General features: G+C 68.4%; 14 protein-coding genes. 4 read left to right on the top strand and 10 right to left on the bottom strand.

The genetic code is table 11. From position 1 onward, the window contains the following. Positions 1-319 precede the first annotated feature (319 nt). The 4 genes from A4E84_RS17010 (at position 320) to A4E84_RS17025 (ending at position 2,945) form a co-directional block, all read left to right on the top strand. On the top strand, positions 320-745 hold the full coding sequence (locus A4E84_RS17010; RefSeq protein WP_062927401.1) for an STAS domain-containing protein: 426 nt from the start codon (positions 320-322) through the stop codon (positions 743-745). Positions 746-801: 56 nt separating this feature from the next. Continuing rightward, positions 802-1,413 carry a hypothetical protein gene (locus tag A4E84_RS17015; RefSeq protein WP_062927402.1) on the top strand — a complete coding sequence of 204 codons (612 nt, stop codon included), beginning with the start codon at positions 802-804 and terminating at the stop codon, positions 1,411-1,413. A 91-nt stretch (positions 1,414-1,504) separates the two neighbouring features. Next, positions 1,505-2,149: an ANTAR domain-containing protein gene (locus A4E84_RS17020; protein WP_237304937.1), complete on the top strand. Its 645-nt coding sequence runs from the start codon at positions 1,505-1,507 to the stop codon at positions 2,147-2,149. Between the two features lie 79 nt (positions 2,150-2,228). Continuing rightward, positions 2,229-2,945 (top strand): GAF and ANTAR domain-containing protein, encoded by a 717-nt coding sequence (locus A4E84_RS17025; protein WP_062927403.1) that lies wholly within the window; start codon positions 2,229-2,231, stop codon positions 2,943-2,945. A gap of 301 nt (positions 2,946-3,246) precedes the next feature. On the opposite strand, the gene A4E84_RS17030 is transcribed toward A4E84_RS17025, so the two are convergent. The 10 genes from A4E84_RS17030 to A4E84_RS17070 form a co-directional block, all read right to left on the bottom strand. After that, positions 3,247-3,606, bottom strand: coding sequence for an ANTAR domain-containing protein (locus tag A4E84_RS17030; RefSeq protein ID WP_062927404.1), 360 nt, complete (start codon positions 3,604-3,606; stop codon positions 3,247-3,249). A 40-nt stretch (positions 3,607-3,646) separates the two neighbouring features. After that, positions 3,647-3,859 carry a hypothetical protein gene (locus A4E84_RS44555; RefSeq protein ID WP_237304938.1) on the bottom strand — a complete coding sequence of 71 codons (213 nt, stop codon included), beginning with the start codon at positions 3,857-3,859 and terminating at the stop codon, positions 3,647-3,649. Positions 3,860-3,942: 83 nt separating this feature from the next. Next, complete coding sequence (locus A4E84_RS17035; protein ID WP_062927405.1) at positions 3,943-4,221, bottom strand: hypothetical protein; 279 nt, start codon at positions 4,219-4,221, stop codon at positions 3,943-3,945. 307 nt (positions 4,222-4,528) lie between these two features. Beyond that, positions 4,529-5,362: a YhjD/YihY/BrkB family envelope integrity protein gene (locus A4E84_RS17040; RefSeq protein ID WP_062927406.1), complete on the bottom strand. Its 834-nt coding sequence runs from the start codon at positions 5,360-5,362 to the stop codon at positions 4,529-4,531. A 337-nt stretch (positions 5,363-5,699) separates the two neighbouring features. After that, positions 5,700-7,130 (bottom strand): glycoside hydrolase family 43 protein, encoded by a 1,431-nt coding sequence (locus tag A4E84_RS17045; protein ID WP_062931484.1) that lies wholly within the window; start codon positions 7,128-7,130, stop codon positions 5,700-5,702. Positions 7,131-7,236: 106 nt separating this feature from the next. Next, complete coding sequence (gene yjfF / locus A4E84_RS17050) at positions 7,237-8,262, bottom strand: galactofuranose ABC transporter, permease protein YjfF (protein ID WP_062927407.1); 1,026 nt, start codon at positions 8,260-8,262, stop codon at positions 7,237-7,239. Then, positions 8,259-9,353 (bottom strand): ABC transporter permease, encoded by a 1,095-nt coding sequence (locus tag A4E84_RS17055; protein WP_062927408.1) that lies wholly within the window; start codon positions 9,351-9,353, stop codon positions 8,259-8,261. Before A4E84_RS17055 ends, yjfF begins: the two co-directional genes overlap by 4 nt. Continuing rightward, positions 9,350-10,888 carry a sugar ABC transporter ATP-binding protein gene (locus A4E84_RS17060; protein ID WP_062927409.1) on the bottom strand — a complete coding sequence of 513 codons (1,539 nt, stop codon included), beginning with the start codon at positions 10,886-10,888 and terminating at the stop codon, positions 9,350-9,352. The genes A4E84_RS17055 and A4E84_RS17060 overlap by 4 nt, the downstream gene beginning before the upstream one ends. 95 nt (positions 10,889-10,983) lie before the next feature. Continuing rightward, positions 10,984-11,985, bottom strand: coding sequence for an ABC transporter substrate-binding protein (locus A4E84_RS17065; protein WP_062927410.1), 1,002 nt, complete (start codon positions 11,983-11,985; stop codon positions 10,984-10,986). Positions 11,986-13,276: 1,291 nt separating this feature from the next. Then, the gene (locus A4E84_RS17070; protein ID WP_062927411.1) at positions 13,277-13,684 is read right to left on the bottom strand and encodes a hypothetical protein; all 408 of its coding nucleotides are present in this window, start codon (positions 13,682-13,684) and stop codon (positions 13,277-13,279) included. Positions 13,685-13,732 lie beyond the last annotated feature (48 nt).

The following is a 13,732-nucleotide window of genomic DNA, read 5'->3' on the forward strand; positions in this document are numbered from 1 at the left end:
GCACTGTCCACATCCTGGGATCGGGCGGCTTCGAACCCTCCATCAATACAACCCGAGGACTAGGCTGTTGCGTAGACGTCCCAGACCCCGGCGGCATGCTGTTGCTGAACGCAGATGGCTGCGGGGTGCGGACTCTTCGTCCGTCGCCCGGCGCATCCCTGGAGGGAACCGGGTGGGTCCGCTGTCCTGCTGCACAGGCTGTCGAACCGGCCGTTGTTCTGCCTCCGCCGAACATACGCCCCTGCCGGGAGCGCGCTCAGGGACCGGAACTCCGGCACCTCCGCGCCCGCTGCCGGATGGTCTTCCGAACCGAGGCGTCATGCCCCTGCCACAACTCACCGTCGACCGCCATGACCGAAGTACACGGGCGCTGATCACCCTGGCCGGTGAGATCGACCTCGAATCCGCGCCGTTGGTGCGCGTGTCCCTGGAGCGGTGCCTGCTGGACGGTATCCGCGCCATCGACGTCGACCTCAGCCCCGTCACCTTCTGCGACTGCAGCGGACTCAACGCATTCCTCCGCGCTGCGCAAGAGACCACCGTGGCCGGCGGGACCCTGCGACTGCACCATCCGCCGACGACGCTGCTTCGGATTCTCGACCTCACCGACTACGGGTTCCTGCTCGTCGGCCTTCCGTTCGACCACCTTTCGCCTCCTCTCGGCGACACCCCGGCCCCGCCCCTTCCGGCCCCGCCGCACCGGTCTGCCCCGCTTGCGCCTGTTCTCCCGGGGCATGTGCGATGACGGCCGAACCCGGGCGGAGGCAGTCACGGAAGCCGGGGGACGGCGAGTCCTCAGCCATGGCTCCGGTGCGGTTGCGTCGACTGAACCGTTGGCTGGTGGAGGACCTGTGTGAGGATCTGGCGGATCTGTATGTGGAGTCTCGCGTAACGGCGCCGGGTGATGCGTACCGCCGTCCCAGCCGCCAGAACTTCATGGACCGTCTCACCACGGACATGCACCGGCCGGGATTCGCCATGGTGATCGCCGAGATGGACAGACTGATGGGATGCGCCTTCGGATTCCCGGTACGCGGCGACGGCTCCTGGTGGGTCGGCTTCGACGGAACATTGCCACGCAGCATCGATCAACTCACGGTATCCGGCAGGGCCTTCGCGTTCGACGACACCCTTGTTCGGCCGCACCCGCAGGACCGGGACCTCGCCCGTCGTTTGCAGGAACGGCTGCTGACCGAACACCAGGCGTCACTCGGCGTCACCTTGGTGGACCGGGCCGACCGTGCAACTCTCGCTGCGCTCCGCTCCTGGGGGTGGCTGGACATCGGGGTGTTCCGCAGGCCGGCCGGTCCCACCACGTTCCGCGCGCTGGTGCTTCCCGTCGGGGAACGCACCTCGGCGAGGTTGGAGGAACCTGTCACAATGCCTGGAGGCGGTGGCCCGGGTGGGCCCTGACAGCCGGTCGGTCCGCATACAGATGCTGGTGGCGGAGCAGGCTGCCCGACGATGTGCCCGGGTCGGTGTGGTGGACGTGTGTACCGCTGCCGTGGCTGCGCTGCCGGTCAGCGGGGCCGGGCTGTCGGCGATGTCCCGGACCGGGCCGAGCCACCCGCTGTGCAGCACCGACGACATCAGCGAGCAACTGGAAGAGCTCCAGCTCACGCTGGGCGAAGGACCCTGTGTGGACGCCTTCCTGCACGGCTCGGCCGTCCTGACACCCGATCTGCTCACCCGTGACCTGCAGGACCGTTGGGTGGTCTTCGCCGAGGCCGCCCTGGAAGCCGGGGCACGCGCGGTGTTCGCTCTCCCTCTGCAGATGGGGGCGATCAGCCCGGGAGTTCTGGACCTGTACGCCCGCGTTCCGGTCCGGTTGAACGCGGACGAACTGGCAGACGCGTTGGCGTTCGCCGATCTCGCGACTCTGGTGCTGCTCGACGCGCGAACCGACGAGACGGGCGGGGCGCGCAGCGTCCCCGCCGAGGACCTGGGCGCGTACCGGGCGGAGATCGACCAAGCCAGCGGCATCCTGACCGTCCAGCTCGGCGTCGGCATCGAAGAAGCCTTCGTCCGGCTTCGTGCCTACGCCTACGCGCAGGGGCGCCGGCTCGCCGACGTGGCCGCGGACGTGGTGGCCCGTCGGCTGCGCTTCTCCCCGGACACGGAACCGGACCAGGCCGATGACGGAACCTGACGCATTGGTGCCGGCCGAGAAACGTGCCGTACTTCCCGCCGCTTCAGGCAGGAACTAGTCTCAATCGAGGGTGCCTACGATGGATCAACAGCTTCTGGCCAAGACCTTCGTCGAGCTGGCGGACAACCTGGTCGCCGACTTCGACCTCATCGACTTCCTGCGCCTGCTGACCGACCGCTGCGTCGGCATGCTCGACGCGAGCGCCGCCGGGGTGCTGCTCGCCGACCGGGACGGCAGACTCCGCGTCATGGCCGCATCCGACGAACAGGTGCGCCTGCTGGAGCTCTTCCAGCTCCAGAACGACCAAGGGCCATGCCTCGATTGCTACCGCACCGGCGCACCGGTGATCATCCACGACCTGACCCGGGAGGTCGATCGCTGGCCGCACTTCGTCACCGTGGCCCACCGCAGCGGATTCGGGGCCGTCCAGGCCCTGCCCATGCGCCTGCGGGACGAGACCGTGGGCGCCCTGAACCTTTTCCGCGCCGCGCCCGGCCCCTTCGATCCGGCCGCCACACTCGTCGCCCAGGCCCTGGCCGACGTCGCCACCATCAGTCTGCTGCAACAACGCACCACTCAGCGCAGCACGGTGCTCAACGAACAACTGCAGACGGCGCTGAACAGCCGCGTGCTGATCGAACAGGCCAAGGGGAAACTCGCCGAACGCCAGGGCATCGACATGGAGCAGGCGTTCACCGCGCTGCGCGGCTACGCCCGCGCCCACAACCGGCGCCTGGCCGATGTGGCCCGCGCCCTCATCGACGACTCCGAACCCCTCGCCGGCCTGGAGTCCTGACCCACGCCCTGGCGGGGCCCGCTACTGCTCTGCGCCGTCCTCGATCAGACGGCGGTTGGAAGGCAGCCTGCCGGTTGTGGCAACCGCGGGCACCCCGGCTTCTCCGCTGAGCGCCGAGCCCGGTCCCTGGCAGTCCGGTGCCGCCCGTGCACCCGGGACGTCGTCACACTGCCCGCCTCAGAGAGGATTCACCGTTCGCGTTCGGGCAGCGCTTGCAGCGGGCGGAGCACCTCGCGGTTGACGATCAGGTCGCAGCCAGGCTCCAGGCGACCGAGCATGTCGGTCAGTGGACGGCTGTGCCTCATCTCCGGTCCTCCGCATGGAGGCGCCTCAGTGCTCGGCGCAGTTCGCGCTGTATCGGTTCCGGGAGCGTCCGGTCCTTCGTCGTGGCGACCAGAGCCTCAGCCACGTCGCGGAGCTTGATGTTGCAGTGCTGCGACACGTCCACCAGGAGGTCCCAGGCCCGGTCACTGGAACACGGCGCCAGGGCCATCATCATGCCGCGCGCCTGGTCGATCACCGCGCGGCTCGTCAGCGCTCGCCCCAACTGCTCGTTCTCGGCGCGTAGTTCGACGACCTCGGCGAGCAGAACCGCGTCCTCCGCCGAAGGTACGGTTCTCAATAGCCGCTGTTCTTCACGGGGCGTGCTCACCTGGTGCATTGTCCGTACCTCACAGGGCAGTCATCCCGTCCATAGGTGATCAGCGACGCGCCAGTTGCCTTTCTCCGGCCGCACCGGGCTCGTAGGTCAGTCCGTTGGTTTTCCACGTGAATCGCCGCGGCGTACGACGCAGCGCCCGCTCCATGCGCTCCGGGAGCGGCTTGCCCTCCCAGACGGCGACCAGGGCCGCGGCCGCCTCCGGAAGTCGGCCCCAGATCCCCCACTCCTGTGGGGTCAGGGTTGTGCGTTGCATGGCAGGTACCTCTTGCCGATCGCGACATGTCCTGCCTGGCTGGAGCCGTCCCGGAACCCGTGGCTGCCGACCCCCTCCAGGGGTCACCTGCGGTGTTCGTGGTCCCGACGGTCCTCGCGCCGCCAGCGTGCCCGGTTCTGACGGCTGTAGCGGCGGTCCCAGCGTTCCCGACGGTCCCGGAGCTCCTGGTAGTCCCGGTAGTCCCCGAGATCGGAGCTGCCGTTGCGGCTCCGGCCTCCGCCGCGATCGCGGCCGTGGCGGGTGACGCCGTAGACGAGCACCGCCCCGGCCACCCACCAGATGGGATTGAGGAAGCCGAAGCCGAACAGGGCCACGATGAGGATGAGGAGCAGGACGAACACGGCGGGCCTCCCCGGGAGCGGAACACAGCATCGAAACCGGGGACTGGGGCCTCACCCCACAGCGTAGTCCTACCCAAGGGTTGCGGATACCGTGCGAGGTCAGCGCGTCCTGCCCGGCAAGGATGGCTACTTGACGCCTGTTGGGGAACTGCTGCAAGCACTAGCGTGCGACATGCCGCCCCTGCCCCCGGCGGCGTCGCACCGCCAACGCGCTCCCCAGAGGGCGCACCCTGCGCATCAGTGTTGGAACCCGCCGCGTCACGAGCGAGGCCGTGCCCGCACGCGCAGACCGACTGCGGGGCCGCTCTCATCTGCGCCGTTTCAGTGCGTGCGCCACGCGTGGGAGTTCTTCGTGCAGCAGTCGGCCGACCAGCGCACCGCCGAAGACGACGAGACCGACACCGACCAGCCAGGACTGGATGACCAGGACGGTCCCGACGGGTCCATAGGTGATGGTGTTGGATACGATCAACGGCGAGAAGACGAACCTGGAGAAGACCCTCAAGCCGAGCAAGCCGATCACCGTGGCCACGGCGCCGGGCAACAGGGCACGCCAGCGGACCCTCCCGCCGAGCAGCAGGCGCTGGGACCACCACAGGAACAGCACGGCGCCCAGCGACGCGACGGCCCCACCGGCCAGAGGTTCGCGCCGCAGCGTGATGGTGGCGGAGACGAAGAGGTATCCGGTGAGGACGACGAGCCACACCACATGCCGCCACCTGGCCGGCCAGTGTGCCGACGGCAGGTCCCAGACCTTCTCGTAGCCGGTCTGCACCGCCGCGCCGAAGGTCAGGCCGAACACGGCAAGGGCGGCGATACCGAAGGCTGTGGTGGTCCGCAGGGCCTGGCCGGGCCGGGTGAACAACTGCTCGACCTGCAGCCTGGAGGCCGTCGACGCGCCGAGTCCTTCCCCCAGCCACTGCGCGAATCCCCGCCCGTGTCGGGGGTCGGCAGAGGACACAATGATCAGCAGCGGCACCAGCGTGAGCAACCCCAGTGCCGCGAAGCCCAGCGAACGGGACCACAGCTCGAAGTCCTCGCTCCGGCGCCATCCGCGCCCGACTGGTGAACGGCTCATCACGCGGCGCAGCCGCCCGAACCAAGATGGACGGTCCGCGGCGTCGGAAGGCTTCATCGGCATGCCTGTCGACTACCACGGTCGATACCCTCACCACGCGAGGACGCGACGCAGAGGTTCCCCGATAACCGCTGCGACTGCCCGCACGGGCGGCTCGTACCGCGTGAGCGATGGGTGAGCGGACGGCGGAGCACCGCCCGCCATGAGCGGGATCAAGAATCATGACGGACGGCGTCGACCTGCGAGGACACACCAACGGACGCGGCCTCCGGTACGGCAACCCGCCCTGCCCCGACACCGAGCGGCGCCGCAGACACAATCGCCTGCGGCCCCGCCATGGCCGAGGGACTTCGCGCAGGCGTTGGGCGTGTCACTTCATGGGATCGCCTGTCGGCGGGAGTCAGTTCGTCACGCGGAAGGTGGCGTCGCTGCGGGCCGTCGTGGTGGTGATCGGGTCGAGGCGGAGTTCGTAGGCGTAGTGGCGGAGGTACCGGTCGGGGTGGCTGTACGACTGGAAGGACGACCATGTCGGGTCGGCGAGGCCGGCGACCTGGCGGAAGGTGGCGTCCGCGGCGAACCGGGGGGTGCCGTCGTTGTAGGCCAGCTGGAAGTCGTAGTTGGAGTGCCGCAGGAAGTGGCCGGGGAAGTTGACCGACTCGAAGGAGACGGTGCCCGAGCCCGCCAGGCCGGGCCGCAGCCGGAACTGGGCGTCCGGGCCGGAGACGTTCTGGTCGATGCGCACGTCGAAGTCGGCGTGCCGCACGTACCGGTCCTGGAAGTTGAACGACTGGAGCCGTTTGGCCGGGGTGTCGGCCCAGCGTGCGAGCACGCGGCTCTCCTCGGCGGCCGTGAGGGTGAGGATCGCGCCGTGGCGCTTCTTCGTTCCGCCCAGGTTGTAGCTCCCCGATGCCGGGAGCCGGTAGGTGCCGGGCGCGGAGGGGTTGGTCGTCGCGACCGGCATGTAGCCGCGTCCGGAGGCGTACTGGTCGAGGTACAGGGTCCACTCGTTGCGGTCCCTGAACTTCATCCACATCGGGCCTTCGACCTGTGAGCCGGTCAGGCCGATGCCGGAGAGGTTGCCGAGGTCGGTCCACGTACCGAGGATCGAGTTGCTGCCTTCGAGCGTGATCTGCCCGTCGCCGGAGGCCCGAACGTAGCGGTGGCTGCCGACGCCGGACGGCACCTCGACGATCTGGGTGTCGATGATGTTCTGGGTGCCGGGGCGGTCGATGTAGAGCTGCGGGGTGGTGATGGTGCGGAAGTCGGTGGTGCGGGCGTAGTAGATGCGGTGCTTGAGGACGCCGCCCCGGGTCGCGTTCGTCGCCCAGTACAGGACGTAGTCGTTGGTCTCGGGGTTCCAGATGGCCTCGGGTGCCCAGGCGTTGCGGCCGTCGGGGATCGCGCCGGCGACGTTGAGCAGCCGCGGCTGCGACCAGGTGACCAGGTCCGTGGACTCCCACACCACGAGGTTGCGGCTTCCGTTGTTCATGGAGTCGCCCCATGACTGCCCGCAGCCGATGCACAGGTCGGTCGCGATGATCCAGTACTTGTCACCGCCGGGGGCTCTGACCAGTGCGGGGTCGCGCACCCCACGGGTTCCCACCGTGGAACGCAGGGTCATCCCGCCGCCGTTGAGGTCGCTCCAGTTCAGGCCGTCCGTGCTGTGCGAGAAGTAGATCTGCTGACCGGTCGACCCTTCCCCGATGAAGTGCGTCATCAGGTAGCCCGGGTCGGCGGCGACGGCCCGGTCAGGTGTGGTCAGGGCCTGGCCTGTGAAGAGGAGGCAGGCGGCGAGCGCTATCGCCGACAGCCTGGAGAGGAGCGCGCGCATGTGCATTTCCCCTGTCTTTCGTTCTCTGGCTTTCCGGTGCCACCCGTGGTCGCTGCGCCGACGGCGTCGGCTCACTTGCCGCTGTCGCGGCTCTCAGCCGTGCCCGTCAGGTCTTCCGGCGTGCCGTCATGGTCCGCTGGATCAGGATGAAGGCGCACAGCAGCACACCCGTGGCGATCTTCGTCCACCAGGAGCTGAGCGTGCCCTCGAACGTGATGACGCTCTTGATCAGGCCCAGCACCAGGACACCGAAGAGCGTGCCCAGCACATAGCCGGAACCGCCGGTCAGCAGGGTGCCGCCGATGACCACGGCGGCGATGGCGTCGAGTTCCATGCCGACGGCGTGCAGCGGGTCGCCCGACTGGATGTAGAGCATGAACAGCAGACCGGCCAGGGCCGAGCAGAAGCCGCTCACCGTGTACACGGCGATCTTCGTGCCGCCCAGCGGAAGGCCCATGAGCAGGGCCGACTGCTCGTTGCCGCCGATGGCGTACACACGGCGTCCGAAGCGGGTGTAGTGGAGCACGTAGAAGGCGACGGCGAGGACGACCAGGGCCACGACGGCGCCGATCGACAGGTCCCCCACGCCCAGCGACACCCGCGTCTGGGCCAGGGTGCCCACCGAAGCGTCGTTGATGGAGATGGACTCCTTGCTGATGACCAGGCACAGCCCGCGGAAGAGGAAGAGCCCGGCGAGGGTGACGATGAAGGGCTGGATCTCGAAGTTGTGGATCACGTAGCCCATCAGGAAACCGCCGAAGGCGCCGACGGCCAGTGCGAGGGGAACGACCAGGAGCAGCGGCAGTCCCTGACGTTCGACCAGCCACGCCGTGAACATGGTGGTGAAGCCGATCATCGAGCCCACGGACAGGTCGATGCCGCCCGACATGATGACGAAGGTGGCACCGATGGCGGCGACCAGCAGGTAGCCGTTGTCGATGAACAGGTTGAGGAACACCTGGGGTTCGCCGAACCCGTAGTTCTGGTACCGGCTGAGGCCACCGACGTACATGGCGATGAACAGGGCGGCCGTGACCAGGACGGGCAGACGCCGGTCGCCGAGCAGGCGCGTGGCACGGGAGGCGGTGCTGCCGCGCGGAGCCGCCTTGGGGGTCTGGGCGGTCGCGCTCATCGCGACACCTCCATCTTCGGGGCGGCGTCGGCCGCCGGAGCGGGCTCCACCGGGGCGGCGTCCCGGCGCGGGCCCTTGGGGCCCTTCGCGCCGAAGACCTTGGCCCGGAACTTCGGGGACTGCAGCAGGCAGACGACGATGACGACGGCGGCCTTGAAGACCAGGTTGGTCTGGGTCGGCACGCCGATGGTGTAGATCGTGGTGGTCAGGGTCTGGATGACGAGGGCGCCGACCACCGTGCCGCCGATGGAGAACCGGCCGCCGAGCAGCGAGGTGCCGCCGATCACCACGGCGAGGATCGCGTCGAGTTCGATCCACAGGCCGGCGTTGTTGCCGTCCGCGGCCGAGGTGTTGGAGCTGATCATCAGGCCCGCGATGCCCGCGCACAGCGCGCAGAACATGTAGACCATGATCTTGATGCGGGTGGACCTGATGCCGACCAGGCGGCTGGCCTCGGCGTTGCCGCCGACCGACTCGACCAGCAGGCCGAGCGCCGTGCGGCGGGTCAGCGCCACGGTGACGGCCACCACCGCGGCCACCACGAAGACGGAGAAGGGCAGGGTCAGCCAGTAGCCGCCGCCGATCAGCTTGTACGGCTCGCTGTTGACGGTGATGATCTGGCCGTCGGTGATCAGCTGGGCGACACCTCGGCCCGCGACCATGATGATGAGGGTCGCGATGATGGGCTGGATTCCCATCCTGGCCACCAGGAAGCCGTTCCACAGACCGCAGACGACCGCGGCCACCAGCCCGATGCCCATCGCCAGGAACACCGCGGACAGGGTGTTCTGGTCGGCCTGGTCGCTGATGTACGAACAGGTCAGGGCGCCGGTGATGGCGACCACGGCACCGACGGAGAGGTCGATGCCGCCGGTGGCGATGACCAGCGTCATGCCGACCGCGACCAGGATCAGCGGTGAGCCGAACAGCACGATGGAGACGAGGCTGCCGTAGAGGTGGCCGTCCGTCATGTTGATCGAGAAGAAGTCGGGCGTGAAGGGGACGTTGACGAGCAGCAGGGCGATCAGGACCGCGACCGGCCAGAACAGGTGGTGATGCGTCAGTGCTCGCCAGCGGGAGGTGGTGGTCACTGGTGTTCTCCGCTCGCGATGGTTTCGAGGATCCTGCTGGTGGTGATCTCCGGCCCGTTGGTCAGGCGCGCCACCAGCCGGCGGTCGCGCAGCACTCCGATGGTGTGGCTGAGCCGGAGCACCTCCTCCAGTTCGGCCGCGATGTACAGCACCGACATGCCCTCCTCGGAGAGGGACACCACCAGTTTCTGGATCTCCGTCTTGGCGCCGATGTCGATGCCGCGCGTCGGCTCGTCCAGGATCAGCAGCTTGGGCTGGGTGATCAGCCAGCGGGCGAGCAGTACCTTCTGCTGGTTGCCGCCGCTGAGCCGGCCCACGCGGGCCTCCGGGTCTGCGGGGCGGATGTCCAGCGCCTTGATGTACCTGGCGACGAGTTCGTCGCGCTGGGAGGCCGGGATGGGCCGGGTCCAGCCGCGGGCCGCCTGGAGGGCGAGGATGATGTTCTCGCGCACCGTCAGGTCGGGGACCAGGCCCTCGCTCTTGCGGTTCTCCGAGCAGAACGCCACACCGGCCGCGATGGCGTCGTTCGGGGCGCTCATCGAGACCTGCTTGCCGCCGATGGTCACCTTGCCGCTGTCGGGCGTATCGGCTCCGAACAGCAGCCGGGCGAGTTCGGTGCGGCCCGATCCCAGCAGGCCGGCGAGGCCGAGCACCTCGCCCTTGTTGATCTGCAGGTCGAAGGGGGCGATCCCGCCGGTGCGGCCGAGCCCCTCGGCCTTGACCAGGGTTTCGCCGACGTCGGTGTGCATCTGGTGCTCGTGCAGTTCCTCGAGCTGGTCCAGGGCCTTGCCGATCATCAGCTCGATCAGCCCGACCTGGTCGAGGTCGCGGACCAGGTGCTCGCCGACCAGGGTGCCGTTGCGCAGGACGGTCATGCGGTCGCAGACCTCGTAGATCTGGTCGAGGAAGTGCGACACGAACAGGATCGCGACGCCCTCGTCCCTCAACTGCCGCATGAGGCGGAACAGTTCGAGGACCTCGTCGCGGTCGAGGCTGGAGGTCGGCTCGTCGAGGACCAGCACCTTGGTGCCGAGTCCCGTGCCGTCCCGGTCCCCGGTGCCCACCGACCGTACGATCGCGACCAGTTGCTGCACGGCCAGCGGATACGAGGACAGCGGCGCGGAGACGTCGATGTCGAGTCCGAGCCGGTCGACCAGCTCCGCCGCCTCCTTGCGCATCCGCTTCCACTGGATGCGGCCGGCGCGGGTGGGTTCGCGTCCGATGAAGATGTTCTCCGCCACCGACAGGTTGGGGCAGAGGTTGACCTCCTGGTAGACCGTGCTGATGCCGGCCTGTTGCGCCTGGAGCGGGCTGCCGAACCGTACGGACTCGCCGTCCAGGGTGATGGCGCCGCCGTCCAGGGTGTAGACGCCCGTCAGCACCTTGATGAGGGTGGACTTCCCCGCACCGTTCTCGCCCATCAAGGCGTGGATCTCGCCGGGGAAGAGCCGGAAGTCGACGCCCGACAGAGCCCGTACCCCCGGAAACTCTTTGACTATGCCCGTCATCTCCAGGACGGGCCGCGGCTCTGCCATGGCAGCGCTCCTCGTGAATGGTCCAGGTCCGCGGGGAGCCTCCCGGCCGAGGGATGTCGGCCCGGCCGGAGGCTCCCGCCGGTGGGGACGGTCGGTCAGTACTTGCGGGTGGGGAGCGCGTCCTTGGCCTGGTCCTGCATGAAGTCGCTCTCCTTGGTCTTGATCCAGCGTTCGACCGTCTCGCCGTCCTTGACCTTCTTCACGACCTCCATCAGCTGCGGGCCGAGCAGCGGGTTGCACTCGACGATGGCGTTGATCTTGCCTTCGGACATGGCGACGAAGCCGTCCTTCACGCCGTCGATGGAGACGATGAGGATGTCCTTGCCGGGCTTCTTGCCGGCCGCCTCGATGGACTGGATGGCGCCGATGGCCATGTCGTCGTTGTGCGCGAAGAGCACGTTGATGTCCGGGTTGGACTGGAGGAAGGCCGCCATGACCTGCTTGCCGCCGGCCCGGGTGAAGTCACCGGTCTGGCTGACGACGACCTTCCAGTCGTCCGCGTGGTCCGCCTCCATGACCTCCTTGAAGCCCTTGGCGCGCTCGATCGCGGGGGCGGCGCCGGTGGTGCCCTCCAGCTGGGCGATCTTCACGGCGCCCTTGTGGCCGGCCTTCTCCAGGACCTTCTCCAGGATCTTGGCGGCGCGGCGGCCCTCGTCCGTGAAGTCGGAGCCCACCAGGGTCACGAACAGGGAGTCGTCGGAGGTCTCGACGGAGCGGTCGGTGAGGACCACCGGGATCTTCGCGGCCTTGGCCTCCTTGAGCACCGCGTCCCAGCCCGTGACGACCACCGGCGAGAAGGCGATGACGTCGACCTTCTGCGCGATGTAGTTGCGGATCGCGGAGATCTGGTTCTCCTGCTTCTGCTGGGCGTCGGAGAACTTGAGGGTGTAACCCGCCTCCTTCGCGGCCGACTTCACCGAATCGCTGTTGGCGGTGCGCCAGCCGCTCTCCGAGCCGACCTGGGAGAAGCCGAGGGTGATCGCCTTGCTGCCGCCTGCGGAGGCGGAAGAGGCGCCGTCCTCCTTGGCGCAGGCCGCGAGTCCGGTCGCAGCCGCCACACCGACCGCGGCGGTGAGGAAGTTTCTTCTGTTGAGCATGCTTGATCTCCTTCGTTGAGCCGGCCCGGGGATGGGACTCGGTTGCTGCGGCTTCTGACGTTCCGTCGGAAACCAGGGGGGTGATGCCGTTCTGCGGGCCGACCAACGTTCGAAATATTGAACATGCGTGGCGCGTGCCGTCAGAGGGTGGTCAGGGTGGAGTGCGGCCGGGACGGCCGGACGCAGAGGGCGGGGAGCCGGCGAGGTGGTCGGCACCGGAGGAGCAGATCGGCGGGCAGGGGGGATCAGGTAGGGGCCGGCGAGGTGGTCGTGGCGCTGGTGTCGCCCGGCCGACGCGGGCGATGGGTCCGGGCTCGCTGACGACCGGAGGTGCTCCGGTCGGTCCGCGCCCTCGTTCCACTCCTCGACGGCTCCAGGAGCAGGGCGCGGCTTCGCTCCGCCACTGTGCAGAGGCCCTGGCGGACCGCGCTCAGCAGAGGTGCCGAGAACTGCGACTCCGGGGCGCGAACCCGGACCCGGCGGCGTCGCAGGGAGTACGGGCGCTCACTTCGCCCGGCTTTCGCAAGGAGAGGTGCGATCTAATCGTTGGCCGCAACCCGCCGGAGAGGTGCTGCTGCGCGCCGGATGTGCCACGGCCGTACCTCCCTCAAGTGGTCAGTGATGGGGAGGTCATATGAGCGCCCGCCGTCCCCCCTGGTCAAGAGGTTGCGCGAGAAGCAGGCCATCACGTTTGGGTAACGCGGGGCAACGGGCGAGGCGGACTGCCTGCCGGCCCCCGGCGCGAAAGCGCCTTCTACGACAGAAATATTGACACTCGGCAGACATGCCCATACTTTCGATCGCCGAACGAAGTATCGAACTGCGTACGACATCCCGGACGATCGACCCTGCTGACGGTCCCTCCTTGCACGCTGGTCCGGGTCGGAGCCACGAAATGGGGGCACCGTTAATGACGGCGACAGATCCGGCAGCGCCGCGGTGCGTGCGCCCCGTCCCCGCCTGCTACCGCCCACGGGACGGGATCGCGAACGCCGGACGCCTCGCGCCCGGCCCACGACACGGCTCGGCTTGGGGCGGCGCCCCTCATCGCACGGTGCGCACCTGAGGAGCTGGGCATCGGGCGCAGGCTGAGGCTGCACATCCCGATTCAGCTCCGGACGCCGTCTCGCCTGCCATGACCAGCGCATGCCTGGCGATCCGCCGTGCCGGCGGGCGCGGACGGGCACGTCGACCGTCTGTGACGCCGGGCGCCCTCGCGATACGGATTCAGCACATATGAGGCCGGGATGCCCCATGAACACGTGGGAACCACGGAGGGGTGCTTCCCCGGTCAGTAGCGTCCTTGAAGTGCCTTGTGAGCGCCGTACGCTTCGATGAATGCCTGGATCGCCTGCTGGTTGTCGGCGAAGGATGTGGATCGCCACTTCGCCTTCGTGCCGTCGCTGTAGCTGAGGTCCACCCATACGCTGAGGGTCGCGAAGGAACTGCTGGAGGAGGTACTCGCGGTCGCCTTCAGGGTGATGTCGGCCAGCTCGTAGAAGTTGACGATCGTCAGCGGCTTGCGTTCGTCCTTGTACTCGATGGCCCCTTCCGGGGTGATGACCAGCAGCGGGTTCGGATCCTCCGATGTCCCGCGCAGGAAGCCGGACACCTTTCCGCGCTTCTTGGTGAAGACGCGCCAGTTCGCCGGTACGGGGCCTTGGCGCGCCTGCGTGAGGATGGTTCGCGGATCCGTCATGCCACCTCCGGTATCTGGCACCGTGCACCTGCGCGACCGTCCAGGACC

The organism is Streptomyces qaidamensis (assembly GCF_001611795.1).
Classification (GTDB): domain Bacteria; phylum Actinomycetota; class Actinomycetes; order Streptomycetales; family Streptomycetaceae; genus Streptomyces; species Streptomyces qaidamensis.